This is a genomic window from Nesterenkonia marinintestina, assembly GCF_025420485.1.
Lineage (GTDB): Bacteria > Actinomycetota > Actinomycetes > Actinomycetales > Micrococcaceae > Nesterenkonia > Nesterenkonia marinintestina.
Map to the genome: position 1 here is coordinate 95,022 of NZ_JAOEFD010000006.1, position 25,527 is coordinate 120,548.

The window sequence follows — 25,527 nt, forward strand, 5'->3', positions numbered from 1 at the left end:
GTCGCGGACGCGGCGGCGACGCCATCATCACACAGCCCCACCGCTCTGCGCGGTGCGACCCGCCGCCGGGTCGGCGGGGACTCCGATGGGCGGCCGCCGACGGACTCCGCATCGGACGGAGGATCGCGAACGGTGTGGAGCATATGGGTAAAAAAGAAGGTGTGATCGAGGTCGAGGGTCAGGTGACCGAGGCCCTCCCGAACGCGATGTTCCGCGTGCGCCTGGAGAACGATCACGTGGTGCTCGCGACCATTTCGGGCAAGATGCGCCAGCACTACATCCGGATCCTCCCGGAGGACCGGGTCGTGGTGGAGATGAGCCCCTATGACCTCAACCGTGGACGCATCGTCTACCGCTACAAGTGATAAGAGGAAAGCCATGAAGGTTCACCCGAGCGCGAAGAAGATCTGCAGCGACTGCAAGCTGATCCGTCGCCGCGGCGTGGTCCGCGTGATCTGCAAGAACCCGCGCCACAAGCAGCGCCAGGGCTGACCTCATCCCGCGTACGGACCGCACGGTCCCGCAGCACGGGTGAGGCGCTCGACGCGCATCGAACACAGCTCAACAACGCTGACAGCAGCACAGTCCGTCAGGAGCTGGACGGACACACCCCTGGTGACCGAAGGCCGGGGACCCGACAGGGCGACGTCACCTCCGACGTCCGCGAGGGGCCGTGCTGCTGAAGACCTTCGGTGGAGAGAAAGAGGAGGACTGCCACGATGGCACGTCTGGCAGGTGTCGACATCCCGCGCGAGAAGCGCACGGTGATCGCACTCACTTACATCTACGGCGTCGGCAGGACCCGTGCAGAGCTGGCCGTCGAGGCCACCGGCGTATCGCCGAACACCCGTGTGAAGGATCTGACGGACGATGAGCTGGTCGCCCTGCGCGACTACATCGAGGGCAACTTCGAGGTGGAGGGCGACCTCCGCCGTGAGGTGACCGCGAACATCCGCCGCAAGGTCGAGATCGGTTCCTACGAGGGCCTGCGGCACCGTCGCGGCCTCCCGGTCCGTGCCCAGCGCACCAAGACCAACGCCCGCACCCGCAAGGGCCCGAAGAAGACCGTCGCAGGCAAGAAGAAGTAGTCAGCGCTGATCGGGGTCGTCGTCGAGGCCCCCAGCCGACCAGACCAACTCGGAACACGGAGTATCCATGCCCCCCAAGACACGTGCTGCGGCCCGCAAGCCGCGCCGCAAGGCAAGCAAGAACATCACTCAGGGTCAGGCGCACATCAAGTCGACCTTCAACAACACCATCGTCTCCATCACCGACACCACCGGTGCCGTGGTCTCCTGGGCCTCCTCCGGCGAGGTCGGCTTCAAGGGTTCGCGCAAGTCGACCCCCTACGCCGCGCAGATGGCCGCCGAGAACGCCGCCAAGCGCGCTCAGGAGCACGGGATGAAGAAGGTCGACGTCTTCGTCAAGGGCCCCGGCTCGGGACGTGAGACCGCGATCCGCTCCCTGCAGGCCGCAGGCCTCGAGGTCGGCTCCATCCAGGACGTCACCCCGAGCGCCCACAACGGCTGCCGCCCGCCCAAGCGTCGTCGCGTCTGAACGACCTTCTCCCAGCACGGGCTCCCCGCCGTCGTCCTCGTCGGCGGGGAAGCCTCACCATCGCTCAAGACTGCGTCATATAGCGGATGCACTCTGAAAGGAACCATCAGTGCTCATTGCACAGCGCCCCACGCTGACCGAAGAAGTCGTCTCTGAGACCCGTTCGCGCTTCGTCATCGAGCCCCTGGAGCCGGGCTTCGGCTACACCATGGGCAACTCGCTGCGTCGCACCCTGCTGTCCTCCATCCCGGGGGCGGCCGTGACCAGCATCCGGATCGACGGCGTGCTCCACGAGTTCACCACGGTGCCCGGCACCAAGGAGGACGTCACCGAGCTCGTCCTGAACGTGAAGAAGCTCTCCGTCTCCTCGGAGCACGACGAGCCCGTCGTCGCCTACCTCCGCAAGGAGGGCCCGGGCGAGGTCACCGCCGCGGACATCACTGCGCCGGCCGGTGTGGAGATCCACAACCCCGAGCTGCACCTGGCCACGCTCAACGACGACGGCAAGCTCGACATCGAGCTGACCGTCGAGCGCGGACGCGGCTACGTCTCCGCCGCCCAGAACAAGTCCCTCGACGCGGAGATCGGTCGGATCCCGGTCGACTCGATCTACTCCCCGGTCCTGAAGGTCTCCTTCAAGGTCGAGGCCACCCGCGTCGAGCAGCGCACCGACTTCGACAAGCTGATCGTCGACGTCGAGACCAAGCCTGCCGTCACGCCGCGCGACTCGCTGGCCTCCGCCGGCACCACCCTGGTGGAGCTGTTCTCGCTGGCCCGTGAGCTCAACGTGGCCGCCGAGGGCATCGAGATCGGTCCGTCGCCGACCGACGCCGCGCTCGCCGCGGACATGGCGCTGCCGATCGAGGACCTCGAGCTGACCGTGCGGTCCTACAACTGCCTCAAGCGCGAGGGCATCCACACCGTCGGCGAGCTGGTGGCCCGCTCCGAGGCCGACCTGATGGACATCCGCAACTTCGGTGCGAAGTCCATCGACGAGGTCAAGGACAAGCTGACCGAGCTGGGCCTGTCCCTGAAGGACTCGCCGGCCGGATTCGACCCCAGCGTCGCCCGCTTCCAGGAGGCCGGCGACGAGGAGTACGCCGACAGCGACCAGCAGTACTGAGGCTCCGGCCCGCAGCGGCTGCGGCACACGACACGACACGCGCCCTCGCCTGATGGCGGGCCTGCGGCGCATCATCCAAGGAGAACGAGACCATGCCTACCCCCAGCAAGGGACCGCGCCTGGGCGGAAGCCCGTCGCACGAGAAGATGATGCTGGCGAACCTCGCCGCCAGCCTGTTCGAGCACCGTTCGATCACCACCACCGTGACCAAGGCCAAGCGTCTGCGGCCCTACGCCGAGCGCCTGATCACCGAGGCCAAGAAGGGCGACCTGGCCGCGCGGCGTCGCGTGGTCGGCAAGATCAGCGCGCAGAACGCCACCAACCAGGCGATCGTCCACGACCTGTTCACCTCGATCGCCCCGGCCATGGCCGAGCGTCACGGCGGATACACCCGCATCACCAAGATCGGGAACCGTAAGGGCGACAACGCTCCGATGGCCGTCATCGAGCTCGTCATGGAGCCGGTGTCGCCGAAGCAGGCCGTGGTGAAGGAGGCGGAGCAGACCGCCGCCGCCCAGCCCGCCGCCGAGGAGGTCGTCGAGGAGGCTCCCGAGCAGGAGACCGCCGAGCAGGAGGCTCCCGAGCAGGAGACCGCCGAGGAGGCGCCGGCCGAGGAGCAGGACGAGAAGTGATCCTGCCGTCGGAGTGATCCGACGCCGACAGCTTCAGCGATGAGGGCGCCCCGGTCCGCAGAGGACCGGGGCGCCCTCGCGCGTCGTCCCACCGGGCCTTGGCGGCTCGTCCGCCGCTCACCCGCCGCCCACCCGGCCGTCGGCCCCGGTCTCGGAGATCCCTGGGACTGTGAGCGTTCACTGGGAACATACGGCGGGATCCCTCACGATCCCAGGGATCCCCGACGGATAGGCTGGAGCGCATGACCTCCGGCGCCGACGATCCCCAGGTCCGGGTCCGACTGGATCTCGCCTACGACGGCGGCGCCTTCCACGGGTGGGCCGCGCAGCCCGGCCTGCTCACCGTCGAGGGCGTCCTCGCCGACGCGCTGGCCACCCTCGTCCGCCGGGAGGTCCGGCTGACGGTGGCCGGCAGGACCGACGCCGGGGTCCACGCGACGGGACAGACCGTCCACCTGGACCTCACCCGCGCCGAATGGGAGGCGATCCCGCGACGCAGCGACGAGGATCCCGGCACCGTGCTCGTGCGCAGGCTCGGGGGAGTGATGGCGGCGCAGCGCGGCGCCGTCGTCGTCCACCACGCCCGACGGGTGAGCGAGGACTTCGACGCGAGGTTCTCCGCGCTGCGACGGCGCTACACGTATCGGCTCTCCGACCGCATCAGCACCCGATCACCCCTGCGCCGGACCGACACCGCCTGGCACCGCGGCCCCCTGGACGACGTGCTCATGCACGCCGAGGCCGCGGCCGTGCTGGGCCTGCACGACTTCGGCAGCTTCTGCCGGCCTCGGCCGCACGGGACCACGATCCGAGAGCTCCAGGAGTTCACCGTCTCGCGCGATGAGGCCGGAGTCCTCGTCGCACGCCTGACCGCCGACGCGTTCTGCCACCATATGGTCCGAGCGCTGATCGGTGCTCTCATCGACGTCGGAGAGGGGCGTCGGGAGCCGGGCTGGGCGGCCGAGCGTCTGGCCGCGCCCAGCTGGGACGAGAAGGTGCGACTGGCCCCGCCGCAGGGACTCACCCTGTCCGGGGTGGACTACCCGGAGGAGGCGGAGCTCGCCGACCGTGCCGCCAGGACGCGCGCGGTGCGTCGCTGAGCCGGTCTGTTCTGCGCTAGTGTGTCTCCGCACACGTCTCGTCATCGGTCCGAGCAGGAGGTCGAAGAGCCGATGAGCCACTCAGTGAACACCGGGAACGGTGCAGGATCCGGCGCTGTGGGCGCCGTGCTCTGGGTCGTCATGGTCGCCGCGTTCGGCGGCTTCCTCTTCGGCTTCGACACCGCCGTCATCAACGGAGCGGTCGGACCCATCCAGGAGGTCTTCGGGCTCAGCGACGTGATGCTCGGGTTCACCGTGGCCTCCGCGCTGCTGGGCTGCATGCTCGGCGCCTGGGCCGGGGGCTCGCTGGCCGACCGGCTGGGACGTGTGCGAGCCATGCTCATCGCCGCGGCCCTGTTCTTCGTCTCCGCCGTCGGCTCCGGTCTGGCCGTCACCGAGTACGACCTCATCGCCTGGCGCGTGATCGGCGGCGTCGGCGTCGGCATGGCCTCGGTGATCGCACCCTCCTACATCGCCGAGGTGGCCCCGGCGAACCTGCGCGGTCGGCTCGGCTCCATGTGGCAGATGGCGATCGTCGTCGGGATCTTCGGCGCCGCCCTGTCCAACGCGCTGCTGCTGAACATCGCCGGCGGAGCGGGGGAGACGCTCTGGTTCGGGCTCGACGCCTGGCGCTGGATGTTCATCATGGAGGCCTTCCCGGCTCTGATCTACGGGCTGCTGGCCACCTCCATCCCGGAGTCGCCCAGGTACCTGGTCTCCCGCGGCGAGGAGGACCGCGCCGCGGAGGTCCTCCACGACGTGGTCGGGCTGCGCGGGGAGTCCGCGATCCAGGCCAAGATCGCCGAGATCGCTCGGACGATCAACGTCGAGTCCCGTCAGCGGGTGAAGGACCTGATCGTCGGCGGGAAGCTCATGCCCATCGTGTGGGTAGGGCTCGGTCTGGCGGTCTTCCAGCAGTTCGTCGGCATCAACGTGATCTTCTACTACTCCTCGACGCTGTGGCAGTCGGTCGGCATCCCCGAGGACCAGTCCTTCCTCATCCAGGTCATCACCGCCACGGTGAACATCCTGGCCACGGTGGTGGGCATCCTCATCGTGGACAAGGTCGGCCGCCGGATCCCGCTGATCGTGGGCTCCGCGGGGATGGCGGTCACCCTGGGCATGATGGCGGTGGCCTTCTCCCAGGCCCAGGTGGCCGGCGACGCCGGCGCCGGAGACGCCACGGTCACCCTTCCCGAGCCGTGGGGCATCATCGCCCTGGTCTCGGCCAACCTCTTCGTCCTGTTCTTCGGGGCCACCTGGGGTCCCTTCATGTGGCTCCTTCTCGGGGAGATGTTCCCCAACCGCATCCGCGCGATGGCCGTCGGCGTCTCCGCGGCGGCGAACTGGGCGGCGAACTTCCTGATCTCGACGATCTTCCCCGCGATGGCCGGATTCTCACTGGTCTTCGCCTACGGCTTCTATGCGGTCTCCGCGCTGCTCTCCCTGGTGTTCGTGCTGCTGTGGGTGCCGGAGACCAAGGGGCGCGAGCTCGAGGACATGTCCGATTCGGCCTTCAGCAGGCGCGGCGACTGACCAGCGCGGCATCCGCTCCGCGTGCCGCGCGGTCGGATGCTGGTGGCCGTGCCCGTCGGGGTCTACGATGATGACTCACCGCACCCCAGTGGTCCTGCTCGAGGGCCACGACCAGGCAAGAAAGGCCGCGCTATGACCACGGCAGCCTCGGAGACCGGATCCAAGGGGGGCGCTCGCGTCCTCATCCAGCGGTTCGGCTCGTTCCTCTCGGGCATGATCATGCCCAATATCCCCGCGCTGATCGCCTGGGGGATCCTCACCGCCTTCGTCATCCCCGACGGCTTCACCCCCAACGAGGCCCTGGCGACGATCGTCGGTCCGATGATCCACTATCTGCTGCCGCTGATGATCGCCATGCAGGGCGGCCGGATGATCTACGAGGCGCGCGGCGTCGTGGTCGCCGGCATCGCCACATTCGGCGTGATCGCCGGCTCCGACTGGCTGATCGCCCAGCAGAGCGAGCAGCTCGGCGAGGACCTGGGCCAGATCCATATGTTCATCGGCGCGATGATCATGGGTCCGCTCGCCGCCTGGGTGATGAAGAAGCTCGACGGGCTGTGGGAGGGGAAGATCCGCACCGGCTTCGAGATGCTGGTGAACATGTTCTCCGCCGGTCTGGCCGGCTTCTTCCTCGCCGTGGCAGGGTTCTACCTCCTGGCTCCCGTGGTCAACTGGCTCATGGCCGTGCTGGGCCGCGCGGTCGAATGGCTGGTCGACACCGGACTGCTGCCGCTGACCTCGCTGATCATCGAGCCGGCGAAGGTCTTCTTCCTCAACAACGCCATCAACCACGGTGTCCTGACTCCGTTGGGCATCGATGAGGCGGCCGAGGCCGGGAAGTCCGTCCTGTTCCTGCTCGAAGCCAACCCGGGGCCCGGCGTGGGCGTGCTGATCGCATACACGATATTCGGCGTCGGCGCGGCCAAGGCGACGGCCCCCGGTGCGGCGCTGATCCAGTTCGTCGGAGGCATCCACGAGGTCTACTTCCCCTACGTGCTCATGAAGCCCGCCCTGCTGCTGGCGGTCGTGGCGGGCGGCGCCTCCGGAGTAGCGGTCAACGTCGCCTTCGACACCGGTCTGCGGGGCCCGGCCTCGCCGGGGTCGATCCTGGCCGTGATGGCGCAGACCGCCCAGGGGGACCACCTGGGTGTGGCGCTGTCCGTGGTCGTCTCGGCCGGCGTCAGCTTCGCCGTGGCCGCACCCATCCTGCTCGCCTCCCGGAAGAGGGACCTGGCGGCCGGAGAGGACCAGTTCTCCGACGCCGTGGCCAGGACGCAGGCCAACAAGGGCAAGTCCTCCGACGCCCTCTCCGGTCTGGCCGGCGGTGCCGCGGCGGGATCCGGGGCGGCCGCCCTGGGGACCATCGCCCCGCCCCGACGCATCGAGACCATCATCTTCGCCTGCGACGCCGGCATGGGATCCTCGGCGATGGGTGCCTCGGTGCTGAGGCGCAAGCTCAAGGACGAGGGCATCACAGACGTCTCCGTGACCAACAGGGCCATCCCCTCGCTGCCGGGGGACACCGATCTGGTCGTCACCCAGCAACAGCTCACCGACCGTGCCCGCAGCCGTGAGGCCGACGCCGTGCACGTCTCGGTGGACAGCTTCATGGACGCCCCCGAGTACGACGACGTCGTCCGCCTCGTCCAGGAGTCCCGGGAGGAGTCGGCGGCCGACGAGCCGGACGGTTCGCGCGCCGCACCAGGGGCCGCCGCTTCGGGTGCTCCGGCCTCCGGCGCCGCGGCGTCCGGTGCTGCGGCGTCCGGAGCTGCGACGTCCGCCACCGACGACGACGAGGCCTCCGGCGGAGACGACGTCCTGACGCTGGACCGGGTCCGCATCCACTCCGGCTCGGCCACGCAGGAGGAGGCGCTCGCCGAGGCGGCACGCATGCTCGAGGACGCCGGGGCCGTGACCTCGGACTACCTCGAGGCCATGCGTCGCCGCGAGGAGACCGTGTCCACCTTCATGGGCAACGAGCTCGCGATCCCGCACGGGACCAACGATGCGAAGGAGGCCGTGCTCGCCTCGGCGCTGTCGGTCTCCCGCTACGACGGCGGCGTCGACTGGGGCGGCAAGCAGGCCGTCTTCGTCGTCGGCATCGCCGGGGTGGGGAAGGAGCACCTGGCGATTCTGTCGAAGATCGCGCGGCTCTTCTCGAACAAGGAGGCGGTGGAGCGGCTGAAGGCCGCGGCCACCGAGGAGGAGCTGCTCGAGATGCTCCACGCCGTCAACGACTGAGACGAGGCGCAGGTATGAAGGCAGTGCACTTCGGTGCCGGGAACATCGGCCGCGGATTCGTGGGGCAGCTGCTCCATCAGGGCGGGTATGAGATCGTCTTCTCCGACGTCGCCGGCCCCCTGGTGGAGGCGCTGCAGGCCGCCGAGTCCTACACCGTCCACGAGGTGGGCGACGGCGGCGGGGCCCACGTGATCACCGGCTTCCGCGCCGTGAACTCCGCCGAGGAGCCTGAGCGCCTCGCCGAGGAGGTGGCCACCGCCGAGGTGGTCACCACTGCCGTGGGCCCGACCGTGCTGCGATTCATCGCCCCGCACATCGTCGAGGGGCTCCGCCGCCGCGCCCCGGAGGCCGCCCCGCTGCAGGTCATGGCCTGCGAGAACGCCATCGGGGGGACCGACCAGCTGCGCGGACATATGGCTGAGGCCGCGGGAGGGCGGTGGTCGGAGCTCGAGGCTCGGGCGGTGTTCGCGAACACGGCGGTCGACCGGATCGTGCCCGGCGGCGGCGGAGCCGGCGGCAAAGGCGCCGTCGGAGACATCGACGTCGAGGTCGAGCCCTTCTACGAGTGGGCCGTGGAGCGCGGTCCCTTCGGCGGGAGTCCCCCGCACATCCCCGGTGCACACTTCGTCGACGACCTCGGCCCCTACATCGAGCGGAAGCTCTTCACCGTGAACACCGGTCATGCGGCGACGGCCTATCTGGGGGCCCGGGCCGGGGCGGAGACCATCGCCGAGGCGCTGGCCGATCCGCAGGTGGCCGCCGGCGTCGCCGCCGCCCTGGAGGAGACCTCGGCGCTGCTCGTGGCGAAGCACGGCTTCGCCGATGAGGACCTGGCGGACTATCGGGCGACGATCCTGGACCGCTTCCGCAACCCCGAACTTCCCGACACCGTCCTTCGGGTCGGACGCCAGCCGCTGCGCAAGCTCTCCCGCCACGAGCGCCTCATCGGGCCCTCTGGGGAGGCGGCCGAGCGCGGGCTCGCCACGGAGGGGCTGATGGACGTCGTCGCCGCGACGCTGGTCTTCCGCTCCGAGGACGAGCAGGCGGTCGAGCTGGGGCGGCTCCTCAGAGACCTGCCGCCCCAGGCGTTCGTCGCCGAGGTCACCGGTCTGAGGCCCGAGCACCCGCTCCACGGGCAGGTCCTCCGTCGCGTCGAGGCGGCCCGCACGGAGTGACCGTCCGGGGGTCGCGTTGCCCGGATCCGCTCCCAGCGGTATAGTAGATCTCTGTTGTGCGTGTCCACTCTCGGGCGCACCTGTGTCGAGGCGGCTCGTTGCATGGCCGTCAAGCCTCCACGGGGCCCCGGAGCCTAAGGGCCCGGCATCTTCCCAGCCCTCACCTGGGAAGCCGGACGGCACACTTGCGAAGAAGCGGATCTTCGTCGGAACAGGGGCGCCCTCACACGTCCTCGGCCCGATGAGACCGACCGTAGAACACCGACCGAAGGCATCAACACCGTGCGTACGTACACCCCGAAGTCTGGCGACGCCGACGCTCAGTGGCACATCATCGACGCCACCGACGTCGTGCTCGGCCGTCTCGCCAGCCAGAGCGCCGCCCTGCTGCGCGGCAAGCACAAGCCGACGTTCGCCCCCCACATGGACATGGGCGACCACGTCATCATCATCAACGCCGAGAAGGTCGCCGTCACCGGCGACAAGGGTGCCAAGAAGCGCTACTGGCGCCACTCGGGCTTCCCCGGAGGCATCCGCTCCCTGACCTTCGACGAGATGATCGAGCGTCACCCGACCCGCGCCGTGTACCAGGCGGTGAAGGGCATGCTGCCGCACAACAGGCTCGGCGCCGCACAGTTGACGAAGCTGCGCGTCTATGCCGGCCCGGAGCACCCGCACGCGGGCCAGCAGCCGAAGCCGTACGAGATCACCCAGGTCGCTCAGCAGTCCTGAGCCGCCCGACACGACGAAGATTTCCAAGGAGAACCGTGGCTCAGAACACCGAAGAGCTCACCGAGACCGAGGGCCTGTCCAGCTACACCTCGGAGTCCGCAGGCGCCCCCGCGGAGACCGCTGAGGGCACCGAGCGTGCCCCGCTGACCGTCGGCGGCGCCGCCGTCGGTCGTCGGAAGAAGGCCCGCGCCCGCGTCCGCCTGATCCCGGGCTCCGGCGGCTGGACCATCAACGGCCGCAGCCTCGAGGACTACTTCCCCAACAAGCTGCACCAGCAGGAGGTCAACGACCCATTCACCCTGCTGGGCCTCGAAGGCGCCTACGACGTCGTCGCCCGCATCGACGGCGGCGGCCCCTCGGGCCAGTCCGGCGCCGTGCGCCTGGGCATCGCCCGCGCGCTGAACGAGATCGACCGCGACCACAACCGCCCGGCCCTGAAGAAGGCCGGCTTCCTCACCCGTGACGACCGCGCGGTGGAGCGGAAGAAGGCCGGTCTCAAGAAGGCCCGCAAGGCCCCGCAGTACTCGAAGCGCTGATCTCGGACCGGACCGTCAGGCCCGCCGAGGCACCGCCCACGGAACCCCGTCGCTCGCAGCAGAGCGGCGGGGTTCCGTCGTCCGCGGCACCGGTTCCCCCTCCCTTCGTCCGACGGCGAGCTCGTGCGGCCGTATACTGGGATCGCACCTCGACGACCGTCCTCACCAGGGGGTTCCATGGAAGCAGCCGGACTCGACGACGAGCACCTGGCCTACTACGAGGGTTCGCCCCTCCCCGCGCCGGACAAGGACGCCTGGCGGGAGGGGTACCCGTATCAGACCAAGCTGCGGCGGCCGACCTACGAGAAGCGCAAGCGTGCCCTGCAGATCGAGCTGCTGAAGATGCAGCGCTGGGTGAAGGACTCCGGTGAGAAGGTCCTCATCATCTTCGAGGGTCGCGACGCCGCCGGCAAGGGCGGTGCGATCAAGCGGTTCCACGAGCACCTCAACCCCCGAGGTGCGCGCATCGTGGCGCTGGACAAGCCCACCGACACCGAGCGCACCCAGTGGTACTTCCAGCGATACATCGAGCACCTGCCCTCCGGCGGGGAGATCGTGATGATGGACCGCTCCTGGTACAACCGCGCCGGCGTCGAGCGGGTCATGGGCTACTGCACACCGAAGCAGTACCTGGAGTTCATGCGGGAGGCCCCCGAGCTGGAGCGCATGCTCGTCAACTCCGGGGTCCGTCTGTTCAAGTTCTGGTTCTCGGTCTCGCGCAGCGAACAGCTGGCCCGCTTCGCCTCCCGCCAGACCGATCCGGTGCGTCGGTGGAAGCTCTCACCCACGGACATGGCCTCGCTCGACAAGTGGGAGGACTACACGGCGGCCAAGGAGGCCATGTTCTTCTACACCGACACCGCGGCGGCGCCATGGACGGTGGTCAAGTCCAACGACAAGAAGCGCGCCCGGCTGGAGGCGATGCGGCACGTGCTCGACCAGGTGCCGTATCCGGATCGGGATCCTGCGGTCGCCCACACTCCCGACCCGCTGATCTGCGGACCCGCCGCGGACCTCTCGGAGAACGGTGAGAACCTGGGCTCCGCGTTCCCGAATACCCGCTGAGGAGCGTCTCTGCCGGGGTTCGGCGGAGCCACTGCTTAGACTGGACGGATCATGTCTAGACTCTTCGGAACCGACGGAGTTCGCGGGGTGGCCAACGGCCTCATCACCGCAGAGCTCGCACTCAGCCTCTCCCAGGCCGCAGCCGTCGTGCTCGGCCATCGCCGGGCGGAGCCAGGCCGTCGTCCGGTCGCCGTCGTCGCCCGCGACCCGCGGGTGAGCGGTGAGTTCATCGCCGCCGCCGTCGAGGCGGGACTCGCCAGCGCCGGGATCGACGTCCATGACGCCGGTGTGCTCCCCACCCCGGCCGCGGCGTTCCTCGTCGCAGACTCCGGAGCGGACTTCGGTGTGATGATCTCGGCCTCGCACAATGCGGCCCCGGACAACGGGATCAAGTTCCTGGGCCGCGGCGGGCACAAGCTGGACGACGCCGTCGAGGACGAGATCGAGACGGAGATGTCTCAGGAGCCGGCCCGCCCGGTCGGTGCCGACGTCGGCCGCATCCGACGCTTCTCCGACGCCGAGGACCGCTATGTGGTCCACCTGCTGAAGTCGCTCGGCGAGAGCACGCTGCGCGGAGTCAAGGTCGTCCTCGACTGCGCCCACGGTGCGGCCTCCGGATGCTCTCCGCAGGCCTTCACCGACGCGGGAGCCGAGGTCGTGGTGATCGGGGCGGATCCGGACGGGCTGAACATCAACGACGGGTACGGCTCCACACACCTCGAGCGCCTCCGGGAGGCCGTGTGCGAGCACCGGGCAGATCTCGGCATCGCCCACGACGGCGACGCCGACCGCTGTCTGGCCGTGGACCACACCGGAGACGTCGTCGACGGCGATCAGATCATGGCCGTACTCGCCCTGGCGCTGAAGGAGCGCGGCGAGCTGCGCGAGGACACCCTGGTGGTCACCGTGATGAGCAATCTGGGCCTGAAGCTGGGTATGCGGGCCGCGGGCATCGAGATCGTCGAGACCGCGGTGGGGGACCGGTACGTCCTCGAGGGGATGCGCGCCGGGGACTACTCCCTCGGCGGAGAGCAGTCGGGGCACCTGATCCTCGCCGACTACGCGACCACCGGCGACGGGCTGCTCACCGGCCTGCAGCTGGCCTCCCGCGTCGCCGCCACCGGCACTCCGCTGCGTGAGCTGACCGCCGCCGCGATGGAGCGGCTGCCGCAGGTGCTGATCAACGTGGACGGAGTGGACAAGGCGCGCGCGAAGTCCCACGAGGAGGTTCAGCGAGCCGTCGCCGCCGTCGAGGAGCGGCTGGGTGAGGCCGGACGGGTGCTGCTGCGCCCCTCGGGCACCGAACCCGTGGTCCGCGTGATGGTCGAGGCCCGCAGCGCCGACGACGCGCGGGACGAGGCCCAGCACCTCGCCGAGGTCGTCCGACGGGAGTTGGCCCTGTAGCGATGGGCGACGAGCTGCGGGCACGGACGCGGATTTCCCGCACTGTGCTCGCAGTCCTCGTCCTCGCGACGGTCGGAGGCGCTCCGACCGCAGCCTGCGCCTCCCCTGAGGATCAGCCGTCCGGTGAGGACTCGGACGGACAGCCTCAGGGGAGCCCTGCGCCGGGGACGCCGGAGTCTGAGCCTGAGCAGACAGAGGAGCCTGAGCGGACCGAGTTCACGATCCTCTCCGCAGGGGACGTGCTGCCGCATATGCCCGTGGTCGACGGGGCGCGGCAGGACGACGGCGACCTCGACTTCCTGTCCCTGATGGAGCCGGTCGAGCCGTGGGTCGCCGGAGCGGACCTCTCACTGTGCAGCATGGAGGTTCCGGTGCACGTCGAGGGGGAGGACCCCACCGGATACCCCGTATTCGGCGCTCCGGACCAGCTGGTGGAGGACCTGGGAGCGCTCGGATTCGACGGCTGCAACACCGCGACGAACCACTCCGTCGACAGCGGCATCGACGGGCTGGAGCGGACCCTGGACCTGTTCGACGACGCCGGTATGGGCCATGTGGGGACGGCCCGCACTCCCGAGGAGGGCGGACAGCCGCAGATGTATCGGCTCGAACGGGACGGTCGGGAGATCTCCGTGGCGCACCTGTCGACGACCCTGCTGCACAACATCCCGCCGCCCGACGACCGGTGGCGCGTCACCGACGTCGACGCCGACGAACTCACCGTGATGGCGGCCGACGCGCGTGCCGACGGCGCCGACCTCGTGGTGGCCTCGGTCCACTGGGGTGAGGAGTACGTCCACGAACCGGGAGAGCAGGAGCAGCAGTACGCCGCGTCCCTGGCCGAAGGCGGGGAGGTCGACCTCGTCTACGGCAACCACTCCCACACGCCGCTGCCCACCGAGCGGCTCGACGGCGGCCCCGACGACGAGGGGATGTGGGTCGCCTGGTCGATGGGGAACTTCCTGTCGAACCAGGACGAACACTGCTGCGTCCCGGAGACCGCGACCGGGACGATGGTGCGCGCCGACGTCGAGGCCCGTGACTACGACGGGACCGGCGACGGGACCGGCGACGAGGTCCAGGTCCGGGTGACGGACCTGAGCTGGACGCCGGTCACCGTGGACCGTGTGGGGGAGCACCGCGGCATCCGACCGCTCACCGAACTCCTCGACCACGGACTGCCCGCCGAGACCGGACTGACCGAGGAGATCGTCGGGGACCGGCACCAGCGGCTGCTCGACGTGATGGATGAGGAGTCCATGACGGCGGGTCCGCCCGCGGAGGACGAGCCCGCGGATGTCCAGGTGGAACCCCGCGACGGCTGAATCGGCAGCGACACGACGGAGGCGCCCCACCCGCGTCTCCGCGGGTGGGGCGCCTTAGTCCCTGGGGTCTTCCGGGTCAGACCTGTGGAGCCTGACCGCCGGCGTTCGGTGCGGCGCCGCCGGTGTTCTGAGCCTTCATGATGTCGCGGATCTCGGTCAGCAGCTGGACGTCTGCCTCGACCTCCTCCTCGTCGGTGATGCCGAGGCGGCGGTTGCGGGCCTCGATCATCTTGTTCATCGGCATGACCACGACGAAGTAGATGGCCGCGGCGATGAGCAGGAAGTTCACGACCTGGGTGAGCAGGACGCCGAACTGGATGGCGTTGCCGTTGAGCATGACCACCGCGAAGTTGTCGAAGTCGGGGAACCCGACCAGACCGGAGATCATCGGCATGAGGACGTTCTCGACGAGGGCGTTCACGACGCCGGCGAAGGCCGCACCGATGACGACGGCGACCGCCAGGTCGATGACGTTGCCCTGCATGATGAACTCTTTGAAACCTTTAAGCATAGGCCACATCATAGACCCTCCGGTGAGTATGACGGCACCATGCCCCACGAAGAAGTGAGTCGTGTCGCAGTATGATCTCCGTCTCGTCGGATGCCCGCCGCGGAGGCGTCCCTTGCGTTCAGCAACCGTTTCCCGAGCGGTGCGGTCCCGTACGCCTCGACGTCACATCCGTCGAGCCCTCGCGCGGTGCGCCTCAGACCTTGCGCAGCAGGACCCGAGAGACCGAATGGTCCTGGTCCTTGCTCATCACCAGCCGCGCCCGGGAGCGGGTCGGCTGGATGTTCCGGCGCAGGTTGGGGCCGTTGATGCGACGCCAGATGTCGGTGGCCTGCTCGACCGCCTCGTCGTCGGAGAGGAACGAATACTGGTGGAAGTAGCTCTCCGGGTCGGCGAAGGCGCCGTGTCGCCACCTCATGAAGCGGTCCACGTACCACTGCTCGATGTGCGCCGGCTTGGCATCCACATAGATCGAGAAGTCGAAGAAGTCGCTCAGTGCGAGTCCCGTGGTCCCGTCCGCCCGCACACGCGCGGGCTGCAGCACGTTGAGCCCCTCGACGATGAGCACGTCGGGGCGACGCACGGAGATCTCCTCGTCCGGGACGATGTCGTAGTACAGGTGGGAGTACTTCGGGGCCCGCACCTCGGGCTTGCCGGACTTGACCTCTGCGACCATCCGCAGCAGGGCCCGCCGGTCGTAGGCCTCGGGGAAGCCCTTGCGCTCCATCAGGCCGCGCCGCCGCAGCTCCGCGTTGGGGTGGAGGAAGCCGTCGGTGGTCACCAGCTCCACCCGGGGGGTGGAGGGCCAGCGGCGCAGCATCTCCTGCAGCACGCGTGCGGTGGTGGACTTCCCGACGGCCACGGACCCGGCGACGCCGATGACGAACGGGGTGCGGCGCGTGGTCCCGCCGAGGAAGTCGTTGGTGGCGCTGCGCAGGTGCGCCGAGGCCTCCACATAGATGGACAGCAGGCGGGAGAGCGGCAGATAGATCTGCTCGACCTCACCGAGGGAGAGGTGCTCGCCGATGCCGCGCAGCCGGTCGACGTCGTCCTGGTTCAGCGGCTGCTCGATCGTGTCGGCGAGCCGGGCCCAGGCACGCCGGTCGAGCTCCACGAAGGGGGAGTAGTGGCCGTGGTCCTCCACCGTCGGGGAACCTGCCCAGGGAGCGGTCTCGGCCACAGCCGCGGGGACGGGGCCCGAGGGATGCGGCTCCCGGTGGACCGGCTCCCGACCGGCCGCCTCGGAGGCGTCGGGGCGCCGCGGCAGATCAGGGCAAGGCGAGGACACACAGACACGATACGCTATATCCCATGTGTGGAATCGTCGGATACATCGGTCGTCCTGAGAAGAGCAGCGACCATCAGGCCCTCGACGTCCTCCTGGAGGGGCTGCGTCGACTCGAGTACCGCGGCTATGACTCCGCCGGAGTGGCGACCGTCGCCGACGGCGTCGTCGAGACCCGGAAGAAGTCGGGCAAGCTGGCCAACCTGATCGGAGAGATCGAGGCCGAGGCCATGGCGCCGGCGTCGTTGGGCATCGGGCACACGCGCTGGGCCACCCACGGCGGCCCCACCGACCAGAACGCCCACCCGCACCTGGGCGACGACGGCGGTCTGGCCATCATCCACAACGGCATCATCGAGAACTTCGCCGAGCTGAAGGAGATGCTGCTCGCCGACGGCGAGACCTTCGACTCCGAGACCGACACCGAGGTCGCCGCCAAGCTCATCGGCCGGCTCTTCGCCGGCGACGCGCAGGGCGACCTCACTGAGGCCGTGCGCCTGGCCAGCAACCAGCTCGAAGGCGCCTTCACCATCCTCGCCGTCCACGCGGACCAGCCCGACCGTGTGGTCGCCTCCCGCCGCAACTCTCCGCTGGTCATCGGTCTGGGCGAGGGGGAGAACTTCCTGGGCTCCGACGTCTCCGGCTTCATCGACTTCACCCGCGACGCCGTCGAGCTGGAGCAGGACCAGATCGTCACCATCACCACCGACGACTTCCGCATCATCTCCTTCGACGGCTCCGAGGCGCAGGGGCGCCGCTTCCGCGTCGACTGGGACGCCGCGGCCGCCGAGAAGGGCGGCTACGACACCTTCATGGAGAAGGAGATCCACGAGCAGCCCAAGGCCGTGGAGGACACCCTGCTCGGACGCACCGACGCCGAGGGCCGCCTCGCCCTCGACGAGCTGCGGATCGACCCGGAGGAGCTGAAGAGCACCTCCAAGATCATCGTGCTGGCCTGCGGCACCGCCGCCTACGCCGGCACCGTGGCCAAGTACGCCATCGAGCACTGGTGCCGCATCCCCGTCGAGGTGGAGCTGGCCCACGAGTTCCGATACCGCGACCCCATCATCGACGAGTCCACTCTGATCGTGTCGATCTCGCAGTCGGGCGAGACCATGGACACCCTGATGGCGGTCCGCTACGCCAAGGAGCAGGGGGCCCGCACGCTGTCCATCTGCAACACCAACGGCTCCACGATCCCCCGCGAGTCCGACGCGGTGCTCTACCTGCACGCCGGACCGGAGATCGCGGTGGCCTCCACCAAGGCGTTCCTGGCGATGATCACCGCCGCCTACCTGCTGGGCCTGTACCTCGGTCAGCTGCGCGGCCAGCTCTTCACCGGACAGATCCGGGACATCCTCGCCGACCTGCACAAGATCCCCGGCAAGATCCAGGAGATCCTGGACGACGCCGATCGGGTCAAGCAGCTGGCCGCCGAGATGAAGGACACCCCCTCGGTGCTCTTCCTCGGCCGCCACATCGGCTACCCGGTCGCCATGGAGGGGGCGCTGAAGCTCAAGGAGCTCGCCTACATCCACGCCGAGGGCTTCGCCGCCGGTGAGCTCAAGCACGGGCCCATCGCGCTGATCGAGGACGGCCAGCCGGTCTTCGTCGTCGTGCCCTCGCCCCACGGCCGCGACTCGCTGCACGCGAAGGTCGTCTCCAACATCCAGGAGGTGCGCGCCCGCGGGGCGAAGACCATCTCCGTGGCCGAGCGCGGCGACGACGCGGTCGAGAGGTTCTCCGAGTCGGTGTTCCACGTCCCGGAGACCCAGCCGCTGCTGATGCCGCTGCTGACCACCGTGCCGCTGCAGATCTTCGCCTGCTCCCTGGCCTCGGAGAAGGGCTACGACGTGGACCAGCCGCGCAACCTGGCCAAATCGGTCACCGTGGAGTGAGCCCATGATCGCCGGAATCGGAGTCGACGTGGTCGACGTGGTGCGCTTCGGCGAACAGCTGCGCCGGGCGCCGGCCCTGCGCGAGCGTCTGTTCGCGCCCGCGGAGCGGGAGCTCAGCACCCGATCCCTGGCGGCCCGATTCGCAGCCAAGGAGGCCGTGGCCAAGGCGCTGGGTGCTCCGGCCGGCATGAACTGGCAGGACTGCCGGGTCGTCCCCGACGCCGACGGTGCGCCCCAGATCGAGGTGGTGGGGACCGTCGCGCAGGTGGCCGAACGGCGCGGAGCGGTCCGCTGGCACCTCTCCCTGAGCCACGACGGCGACATCGCGACCGCCATGGTCGTGGCCGAGAAGGCCTGACTTCGCCGCAGTGACCTCGGACGCGCTGATCCCGCTGCACACCGGCCGTCAGGTCCGGGACGCTGAGGCACCCCTGCTGGACGCCGGACATGGTCCCGGCCTGATGTCCCGCGCCGCCCACGGTCTGGCGCTCACGGTGCTCCGCACCCTGCGGGAACGGACCGGCCGGGTCTACGGGACGACGGTGACCGGTCTGATCGGCCCGGGGAACAACGGCGGCGACGGCCTCTTCGCGCTCGCCGCCCTGCGCCGACGCGGGGTCGACGCGCGAGCTGTGCTGCTGCGCGATCGGGCGCACGCCGAGGGCCTGGCCGCCTTCCGGGCCGCCGGGGGTCGGATCGACGAGACCGTCGTCCGGGTCGCCGACGTCGTCGTCGATGCGATCATCGGCACCGGCACCTCCGGCGGCTTCTCCCTGCCCGAGGTCCGCGGCCTCGCCGAGGCCCTGAGCCGCACCTCCACCGCGGTGATCGCCTGCGACGTGCCCTCCGGCGTCGCCCCCGACACCGGGGCCGTGGCGGGGGAGGCCGTCCGGGCCGACGTCACCGTCACCTTCGGAGGGACGAAGCTCGGGCTCGCCGTCGGCGAGGGGGCCCAGCTCTGCGGCACGGTGGTGCCCGTGGACATCGGGCTGGGGGACCATCTCGCCGAGGTCGCGGAACGGTCCGCGCGCCGACGCATGCTCGTCGTCGCGGACCCGATGCCCGGCGGCCCTGATGCCCGCGACCACAAGTACTCCCGCGGGACTGCGCAGGTGGTGGCCGGATCGCCGCGCTACCCCGGAGCCGCCGCGCTGACCGTCGGCGCGGCGGTCCGGACCGGCTGCGGCATGGTGGCGCTGCACGCCTCCGGTCCGATCCTGGACCGGACGATCGCCCGACACCCCGAGGTCGTCGGCGCCGATCACGACATCTCGGAGCGCGTGCGGGCCGCGGCGGTCGGTCCCGGGATCGGCGACGACCCCGGTCAGGTCGCCGCCCTGCACCGCTGCCTGGACTGGGCCGAACGCACCGGGGGGCGGCTGATCCTCGACGCCTCCGCCCTCGGACTGCTCCGGGACCGTGTCGCGGCGCCTCCCCTGCCGGTCGGCACGCTGCTCACCCCGCACCTGGGAGAGATGCGCGCCCTGCTGCGGGCCGCGGGCCGGACCGATCTGCTCGACTCGCTGGAGTCTGACCCGGTGACCGCCGTGGAGTCGCTGGCCTGCCATCTGGGCTGCACGCTGCTGCTCAAGGGCCCGAGTACGATCATCGCCGCACCCGCCGCTGAGACGCTGATCCACCGGACTTCGGCGCCCGGGCTGGCCACGGCCGGCAGCGGGGACGTGCTCACCGGGATCCTCGCCGCCTCGGCGGCCACCGCGCCGGCCCGGGTGACGACGGCGCGCCTGGCCGCCTCGGCGGTGCACCGGCACGCACAGGCCGCCCATCGGCTGGATCCGGAGGGCCGCGGACGCTTCGGAGCGTCGTCGCTGATCGGAGCCCTGGGACCCGCCGGCGAGGTCTCCGCCGGTCGATAGACTGCGCCCATGACCACAGCGGAGGAACTCGAGCGCGTCGCCGTCATCGATCCGGCGGCCGTCCGCCACAACGTCTCCACCATCGCCGGGTACGTCCGGCCGGCCAAGATGATGGTCGCGGTGAAGGCCGACGGCTACGGGCACGGTGCGGTCACCGCGGCGCAGGCGGCATGGGAGGCCGGGGCCGACTGGATCGGCGTCGCCCACCTGACCGAGGCCTTCGCCCTGCGCGACGCCGGCGTCGAGGCGCCGATGCTGGCCTGGCTGCACACCCCCGACAGCGACTTCGCCGAGGCCGTGCGGCGCTCCGTGGACATCGGTATCTCCGGCTGGGAGCTGGACCCGGTGGCCGAGGCCGCCGAGGGGCTGCAGACCCCGGCGCACGTGCACCTGAAGATCGACACCGGTCTGGGTCGCAACGGCTGCACGGCAGAGGCCTGGCCCGCGCTCATGGCCCGGGCGGCCGAACTCCAGGACCGGGGCCTCATCTCCGTGGTGGGCATCTTCACCCATTTCGCCGTCGCCGACGAGCCGGACCGGCGGGAGACCGACGAACAGCTGGCCACCTACCGGTGGGCGCTCGAGGTCGCCGAGTCGGTCGGAGTGCACCCCTCGCTGCGTCACGCGGCGAACACGCCCGCGGCGCTGTCCCGCCCCGACGCCCACTTCGACATGGTCCGGGTCGGCGTGGGCGTCTACGGGCAGAGCCCCTTCGCCGACCGCACCGCCGAGGACCTGGGACTGCGTCCGGCCATGGAGGTCCGCACCCGGGTCGCCCATGTGAAGGTGGTCCCCGAGGGGCAGGGCATCAGCTACGGGCTGACCCACCGGGTCGACCGCCCCACCGCCCTGGGGCTGATCCCGATGGGCTACGGGGACGGTGTGCCGCGCATCGCCGTGCATGCCCCGGTCCGCATCGGTGACAGGATCTACCGATCAGTGGGTCGTGTGGCAATGGATCAGTTCGTCGTCGACCTCGAAGACCCCGAGACGTCGGTCCGGGTCGGTGACGAGGTGGTCCTGTTCGGCGGGGACTCCGGGGTCTCCGCCGCCGACTGGGGCGCGGCCGCCCAGACCATCAACTACGAGATCATCACCCGGATCGGCCCCCGTGTCCCGCGCCTGGTGAGGGACTCCGATGCCGAGGTCCGACCAGAGGCGGCCGAGGCCGGTCCGGCTGACGTCGTCGCCGGGACCACGGCATGAGCCCCGAGCTCCACGAGGTGCCGCACTGGTCGGTCACGATGGCGCTCGAGGATCTCGAGGACACCGCGCGTCTGGCCCGGGACCTGGCCGCTCGGCTGCGAGGCGGTGACCTGCTGATCCTCACCGGGGATCTCGGCGCCGGGAAGACGACCTTCACCCAGGCGCTGGCCGAAGCGCTCGGGGTGCAGGGCAGGGTCAGTTCTCCCACCTTCGTGATCTCGCGGGTCCATCGGGGGTCCGGCGGGCCGGATCTGATCCACGTGGACGCCTACCGCACCGACGCCGCCGGTCTCGAGGACCTGGACCTTCTGGGCTCCTCCGCCGACGCCGTCACCGTGGTCGAATGGGGACGCGGACTGGCCGAAGCGGCGCTGACCGGCGCCTCCGGCTCCTGGCTCGACCTCGAGCTGCATCCTGAGGGTGCCCAGGTCGGTGTCGAGGGCGAGTTGGTGACCGACTTCTCCGAGTCGGAGGATGACGACCTCGGCACCGCTCGTCGGGCGGTACTGAGAGGATTCGGCCCTCGGTGGTCCGTGGCGCCCCGGATCAGCCTGCCCCGACGGTGAGTCGGGCAGGACCGCCCACTCATCCGTCTCCTGACCCTCACCCCTCATCGAATCCCCGATTCCTGCGGCGTGTCGGGTCGGAATCGGGGTGAACTGCAGCTGGGATCGGGGATTCGATGCGCGGCGGACCACTACCATGGAGGGGTGCTCCTCGCGATCGACTCCTCCGCCGGCGCCTCCGCCGCTGTCCTGGATGCCGGGACGGCCGTCGGGTCCTGGCGCACCGACGCGACGACCACCCACGCCGAGGTGCTGGCCACCGGCGTGCAGGAGGTCCTCGCGCAGGCCGAGCTCGAGCCCACGGCCCCGCAGCGACCCGCCGGGCGGACCGGTCAGGGTCTGGAGGCCGTCGTCGTCGGCGTCGGCCCGGGACCGTTCACCGGGCTGCGGGTGGGACTGGTCCTCGCCCACGCCCTGGCGGAGGTCTGGTCGCTGCCGCTGCACGGAGTCTCCGGCCTGGACGGCCTGGCCCTCCGCGCCGTGGAACAGGCACTCGTCGACACGGACCGTGACTTCCAGGTGGCGGTGGACGCCCGTCGCCGCGAGGTCTACTCCGCCCGATATCGCGCGGGCGACGACTCCGAGGATCCCGGGAGCTCCGGCGTCGTACGGCTCGGTGCGCCGCAGGTCGGCCCCGCCCACGAGCTCCCCGACCTGGCGGTGATCGGTGTGGGCGCCGAGCTCTACCCCGACAGCCTGACCCCGGTCCCCGGCACCGAGACCTGGACCGCCGACGCCGTGGAGCTCGGTCGGCTCGCCGCCCATCCGGTCCACCGACTCGACCCCCGCCCCCTCTATCTGCGGGACTCCGACGCGAAGGTCCCCGCTCCCCGGAAGCGGGCACAGCCGTGAGCGGCGGCGAGGCGGCCCGGGATGAGGGGGTCTGCGCCGCGGACGGGAGCGCGGTCACCGTGCGGGAGATGACCGAGGAGGACGTGCCTGCGGTGGCCGCCCTGGAGCAGGTGCTGTTCCCCGTCGACGCCTGGCCCGAGCGCTTCTTCCGCCAGGAGCTCTCCCAGACCGGGACCCGCCGGTACTGGGTCGCCGAGGGCGCCGTGCAAGAAAGCGCCGTGCAAGAAGGCGCCGTGCAAGAAGGCGCCGTGCAAGAAGGCACCCCTCACGACGGCGCCGCGCAGCTGCTCGGCTACGTGGGCCTGATGTGCGTGCCTCCCTTCGCCGACGTCCAGACCCTCGCCGTGGCCCGGGCCGGCCGGCGCCGCGGTCTGGGGCGACTCCTGCTGCGCACACTGATCGAGGAGGGACGTGACCGCGGCGCCGAGCAGGTGCTCCTCGAGGTCCGCATCGACAACCACGGTGCCCAGCACCTCTACCGAGGGGAGGGGTTCTCCGTGATCCACACCCGCCGGGGCTACTACCGCGACGGCTGCGACGCGCTGATCATGCGTCTGCCGCTGGCCGACCTCGAGGCCCCCACCAGCGCGAGCCGACTGAGGAGCCCAGACGCATGAGCACCCCGACGGCGAGCCCCGCCGGAGCCCGCGGCCCCCTCGTCCTGGGCATCGAGACCTCCTGCGACGAGACCGGCATCGGCATCGTCCGCGGCACCGATCTGCTGGCGAACACCGTCTCCTCCTCCATGGAGCAGCACGCCCGATTCGGCGGGGTCATCCCTGAGATCGCCGCCCGGGCCCACCTCGAGGCCTTCGTCCCCACGCTGCGCGAAGCCCTGCAGACCGCCGGGGTGACCGTCGAAGAGCTCGACGCCGTCGCGGTGACCTCCGGTCCGGGGCTCGCCGGTGCTCTGATGGTCGGCCTGTCGGCGGCCAAGGGCCTGGCGCTGGCCGCGGGGAAGCCGCTCTACGGCGTCAACCACCTGGTCGCCCACATCGGGGCGGCGCTGCTCCGGGTCGACGACGGGGAGCCCACCGGCCTGCCCGAGCACACCGGCGCGCTGCTGGTCTCCGGAGGGCACACCGAGATCCTGCGCGTCGGCTCGCTGACCGACGACGTCGAACTGCTCGGCTCGACCATCGACGACGCCGCCGGGGAGGCCTACGACAAGGTCGCCCGCCTCCTGGACCTCGGGTACCCCGGCGGGCCGAAGGTCGACGCGCTCGCCGCCGACGGGGACCCGCGGGCCTTCCGCTTCCCGCGGGGGCTGACGCTGCCGAAGTTCGTGGGATCGGCCGAGGAGCCGGGCAGGCACCGGCACGACTGGTCGTTCTCCGGGCTGAAGACCGCCGTGTCCCGGGCGGTGAAGCAGTTCGAACGTGCCGGAGAACCGGTGCCCCGGGCCGACATCGCCGCGAGCTTCCAGGAGGCCGTGGTGGACGTGCTCACCTCCAAGGCGGTCAGAGCCGCCCGAGAGCACGGGCTGAACACCCTGCTGCTGGGCGGAGGAGTGGCGGCCAACCGACGCCTGCGCGCCCTCCTGGCCGAACGCTGCGCCGAGGCCGGGATCGACCTGCGCATCCCGCCGGTGAGCCTGTGCACCGACAACGGCGCCATGGTGGCCGCCCTCGGTGCTCAGCTGGTCGTCGCCGGAGCCGCGCCGTCGTCGCCGGACGTCCCGGCCGACTCCTCCCAGCCGGTGGAGCGGATCACGGCCTGAGCCGGAAGTCACCGGCAGGGGGTCCGACCAGCTCCCCGAGGATCGATCGACGGGTCCGCTCGGTGGAGTCGAGCACCACCTCGCGCAGATCCCCGTCGTGCGCCTCAGCGACCCGGCGCTGCCGCTGATACCCGACCTCGCCGCCCATCATGTCCCGCACGGAGGCCAGCTCGGCCTCGCAGCCCAGCCGTTCGGCGGTCGGCGCCAGCTCCTCGAGGAGCTGGTCCAGGTGGTCGGTCACCAGCATCTCGTCGCCGTCGGCGTTGAGGATGATGATCGCGTCCATCCCGTAGCGGGCGGCCCGCCACTTGTTCTCCTGGGCGTACCACTGCGGCATCCGCGGGGTCTCGCGGCCGGCCTCGAGGTCCTCGACGGTGCGGTGGACCAGGCACTGGGTCAGTGCGGCGACCGCCCCGATCTCCTCGACGGTGGCCAGGCCGTCGGCGATCCGCATCTCCACCGTGCCCAGCCGCGGGACCGGGCGCACGTCCCAGCGCACCTCGGTGACGTCGTCGATCACACCGGTGCGCAGCATGTCGCGCACGTAGGTCTCGAAGCCCGCCCAGTCGGAGATCCCGAACGGCAGGCCCGCCGTCGGCAGCTGCTGGAACATCAGGGCCCGCTGCGAGGCGTAGCCGGTGTCCTCCCCGGACCAGAACGGGGAGGAGGCCGTCAGCGCCTGGAAATGCGGGTGATAGACGGTCAGGGCGTGCATCGCCGGCACCGCGTACTCACGCCGTTCGAGCCCCACATGGACGTGCACGCCGTAGATCACCATCTGGCGGCCCCACCACTGGGTGCGTCGGATCAGCTCCGCGTACCGCTCCTTGTCGGTGACCGGCTGCTCGCGCGGGGGTGCGAACGGGTGCGAGCCCTGGGAGTACAGGTCCACCTCCAGCGGTCGGCAGGTCTCCAGGACCAGTCGTGAGACCTCGCGCAGCTGGTCGACCCCCTCGCCCACGCTGCGGCACACATCGGTGATGACCTCGACCGTGTTGGTCAGCAGCTCCTGCTTCACGAAGGGGTGCTCATCCTCGGGTCCGCAGGAGGGCTCGGCCTCTCGGCAGGCCTCGAGGACGCGGTCGGCCACGGAGCGGAGGTCGCCGGTGTGGGCGTCGACCAGCGCCAGCTCCCACTCGAGGCCGAGTGTGGAGCGACCCGATCGGGCGAAGGGAAGATCCATAGGGTC

26 protein-coding genes are annotated in these 25,527 nt (G+C 70.4%); 23 read left to right on the top strand and 3 right to left on the bottom strand.

Translation table 11 applies throughout. The features are described 5' to 3' along the window. Window positions 1–143: 143 nt before the first annotated feature. From infA to N7E59_RS06630, 15 genes are all read left to right on the top strand, one after another. The gene (infA, locus tag N7E59_RS06560; protein ID WP_261624119.1) at window positions 144–365 is read left to right on the top strand and encodes a translation initiation factor IF-1; all 222 of its coding nucleotides are present in this window, start codon (window positions 144–146) and stop codon (window positions 363–365) included. Between the two features lie 13 nt (window positions 366–378). Next, window positions 379–492 carry a 50S ribosomal protein L36 gene (gene rpmJ, locus N7E59_RS06565; protein ID WP_261624120.1) on the top strand — a complete coding sequence of 38 codons (114 nt, stop codon included), beginning with the start codon at window positions 379–381 and terminating at the stop codon, window positions 490–492. A 227-nt stretch (window positions 493–719) separates the two neighbouring features. After that, the gene (rpsM, locus tag N7E59_RS06570; RefSeq protein WP_261624121.1) at window positions 720–1,088 is read left to right on the top strand and encodes a 30S ribosomal protein S13; all 369 of its coding nucleotides are present in this window, start codon (window positions 720–722) and stop codon (window positions 1,086–1,088) included. Between the two features lie 67 nt (window positions 1,089–1,155). Further along, the gene (gene rpsK, locus N7E59_RS06575) at window positions 1,156–1,557 is read left to right on the top strand and encodes a 30S ribosomal protein S11 (protein WP_261624122.1); all 402 of its coding nucleotides are present in this window, start codon (window positions 1,156–1,158) and stop codon (window positions 1,555–1,557) included. A gap of 109 nt (window positions 1,558–1,666) precedes the next feature. Then, complete coding sequence (locus N7E59_RS06580) at window positions 1,667–2,680, top strand: DNA-directed RNA polymerase subunit alpha (RefSeq protein ID WP_261624123.1); 1,014 nt, start codon at window positions 1,667–1,669, stop codon at window positions 2,678–2,680. A 92-nt stretch (window positions 2,681–2,772) separates the two neighbouring features. Beyond that, window positions 2,773–3,312, top strand: coding sequence for a 50S ribosomal protein L17 (gene rplQ, locus N7E59_RS06585; RefSeq protein WP_261624124.1), 540 nt, complete (start codon window positions 2,773–2,775; stop codon window positions 3,310–3,312). A gap of 242 nt (window positions 3,313–3,554) precedes the next feature. Beyond that, window positions 3,555–4,412 (top strand): tRNA pseudouridine(38-40) synthase TruA, encoded by an 858-nt coding sequence (gene truA / locus N7E59_RS06590; protein WP_261624125.1) that lies wholly within the window; start codon window positions 3,555–3,557, stop codon window positions 4,410–4,412. A 21-nt stretch (window positions 4,413–4,433) separates the two neighbouring features. Beyond that, window positions 4,434–5,948: a sugar porter family MFS transporter gene (locus N7E59_RS06595; RefSeq protein WP_261624126.1), complete on the top strand. Its 1,515-nt coding sequence runs from the start codon at window positions 4,434–4,436 to the stop codon at window positions 5,946–5,948. Between the two features lie 132 nt (window positions 5,949–6,080). Beyond that, window positions 6,081–8,189: a PTS mannitol transporter subunit IICBA gene (locus N7E59_RS06600; RefSeq protein WP_261624127.1), complete on the top strand. Its 2,109-nt coding sequence runs from the start codon at window positions 6,081–6,083 to the stop codon at window positions 8,187–8,189. Between the two features lie 14 nt (window positions 8,190–8,203). Then, window positions 8,204–9,364 (top strand): mannitol-1-phosphate 5-dehydrogenase, encoded by a 1,161-nt coding sequence (locus N7E59_RS06605; RefSeq protein WP_261624128.1) that lies wholly within the window; start codon window positions 8,204–8,206, stop codon window positions 9,362–9,364. A gap of 282 nt (window positions 9,365–9,646) precedes the next feature. Continuing rightward, entirely contained in the window at window positions 9,647–10,096 is a 450-nt protein-coding gene (gene rplM / locus N7E59_RS06610) for a 50S ribosomal protein L13 (protein ID WP_261624129.1), read from the top strand. Window positions 10,097–10,131: 35 nt separating this feature from the next. After that, a complete protein-coding gene (rpsI, locus tag N7E59_RS06615) occupies window positions 10,132–10,632 on the top strand; it encodes a 30S ribosomal protein S9 (RefSeq protein ID WP_261624130.1) in 501 nt (166 codons plus the stop codon). A 177-nt stretch (window positions 10,633–10,809) separates the two neighbouring features. Next, the gene (gene ppk2 / locus N7E59_RS06620; protein ID WP_261624131.1) at window positions 10,810–11,697 is read left to right on the top strand and encodes a polyphosphate kinase 2; all 888 of its coding nucleotides are present in this window, start codon (window positions 10,810–10,812) and stop codon (window positions 11,695–11,697) included. Window positions 11,698–11,748: 51 nt separating this feature from the next. After that, window positions 11,749–13,101 carry a phosphoglucosamine mutase gene (gene glmM / locus N7E59_RS06625; protein WP_261624132.1) on the top strand — a complete coding sequence of 451 codons (1,353 nt, stop codon included), beginning with the start codon at window positions 11,749–11,751 and terminating at the stop codon, window positions 13,099–13,101. A gap of 2 nt (window positions 13,102–13,103) precedes the next feature. Next, complete coding sequence (locus tag N7E59_RS06630; protein WP_261624133.1) at window positions 13,104–14,426, top strand: CapA family protein; 1,323 nt, start codon at window positions 13,104–13,106, stop codon at window positions 14,424–14,426. Between the two features lie 76 nt (window positions 14,427–14,502). Here the strand turns inward: N7E59_RS06630 and mscL are convergent, their stop codons facing one another. Further along, window positions 14,503–14,937 (bottom strand): large conductance mechanosensitive channel protein MscL, encoded by a 435-nt coding sequence (gene mscL, locus N7E59_RS06635; RefSeq protein WP_261624134.1) that lies wholly within the window; start codon window positions 14,935–14,937, stop codon window positions 14,503–14,505. Between the two features lie 193 nt (window positions 14,938–15,130). Further along, entirely contained in the window at window positions 15,131–16,114 is a 984-nt protein-coding gene (coaA, locus tag N7E59_RS06640; protein WP_261624188.1) for a type I pantothenate kinase, read from the bottom strand. Window positions 16,115–16,245: 131 nt separating this feature from the next. Between coaA and glmS the strand changes: the two genes are divergently transcribed. From glmS to tsaD, 8 genes are all read left to right on the top strand, one after another. Beyond that, a complete protein-coding gene (gene glmS, locus N7E59_RS06645) occupies window positions 16,246–18,117 on the top strand; it encodes a glutamine--fructose-6-phosphate transaminase (isomerizing) (protein WP_261624135.1) in 1,872 nt (623 codons plus the stop codon). Between the two features lie 4 nt (window positions 18,118–18,121). Beyond that, a complete protein-coding gene (locus N7E59_RS06650; RefSeq protein WP_261624136.1) occupies window positions 18,122–18,475 on the top strand; it encodes a holo-ACP synthase in 354 nt (117 codons plus the stop codon). Between the two features lie 10 nt (window positions 18,476–18,485). Then, entirely contained in the window at window positions 18,486–19,994 is a 1,509-nt protein-coding gene (locus tag N7E59_RS06655) for a bifunctional ADP-dependent NAD(P)H-hydrate dehydratase/NAD(P)H-hydrate epimerase (protein WP_261624137.1), read from the top strand. 9 nt (window positions 19,995–20,003) lie between these two features. Next, entirely contained in the window at window positions 20,004–21,200 is a 1,197-nt protein-coding gene (gene alr, locus N7E59_RS06660; protein ID WP_261624138.1) for an alanine racemase, read from the top strand. Beyond that, window positions 21,197–21,766 carry a tRNA (adenosine(37)-N6)-threonylcarbamoyltransferase complex ATPase subunit type 1 TsaE gene (tsaE, locus tag N7E59_RS06665; RefSeq protein WP_261624139.1) on the top strand — a complete coding sequence of 190 codons (570 nt, stop codon included), beginning with the start codon at window positions 21,197–21,199 and terminating at the stop codon, window positions 21,764–21,766. The genes alr and tsaE overlap by 4 nt, the downstream gene beginning before the upstream one ends. Window positions 21,767–21,910: 144 nt before the next feature. Then, window positions 21,911–22,618, top strand: coding sequence for a tRNA (adenosine(37)-N6)-threonylcarbamoyltransferase complex dimerization subunit type 1 TsaB (gene tsaB, locus N7E59_RS06670; RefSeq protein WP_261624140.1), 708 nt, complete (start codon window positions 21,911–21,913; stop codon window positions 22,616–22,618). Window positions 22,619–22,686: 68 nt separating this feature from the next. Beyond that, the gene (locus N7E59_RS06675; RefSeq protein ID WP_261624141.1) at window positions 22,687–23,235 is read left to right on the top strand and encodes a GNAT family N-acetyltransferase; all 549 of its coding nucleotides are present in this window, start codon (window positions 22,687–22,689) and stop codon (window positions 23,233–23,235) included. Then, window positions 23,232–24,338, top strand: a complete 1,107-nt coding sequence (gene tsaD / locus N7E59_RS06680; RefSeq protein WP_261624142.1) for a tRNA (adenosine(37)-N6)-threonylcarbamoyltransferase complex transferase subunit TsaD — start codon at window positions 23,232–23,234, stop codon at window positions 24,336–24,338. The genes N7E59_RS06675 and tsaD overlap by 4 nt, the downstream gene beginning before the upstream one ends. On the opposite strand, the gene N7E59_RS06685 is transcribed toward tsaD, so the two are convergent. Continuing rightward, the gene (locus N7E59_RS06685; RefSeq protein ID WP_261624143.1) at window positions 24,328–25,521 is read right to left on the bottom strand and encodes a glutamate--cysteine ligase; all 1,194 of its coding nucleotides are present in this window, start codon (window positions 25,519–25,521) and stop codon (window positions 24,328–24,330) included. The two genes, tsaD and N7E59_RS06685, sit on opposite strands and share 11 nt — an antisense overlap. Window positions 25,522–25,527 lie beyond the last annotated feature (6 nt).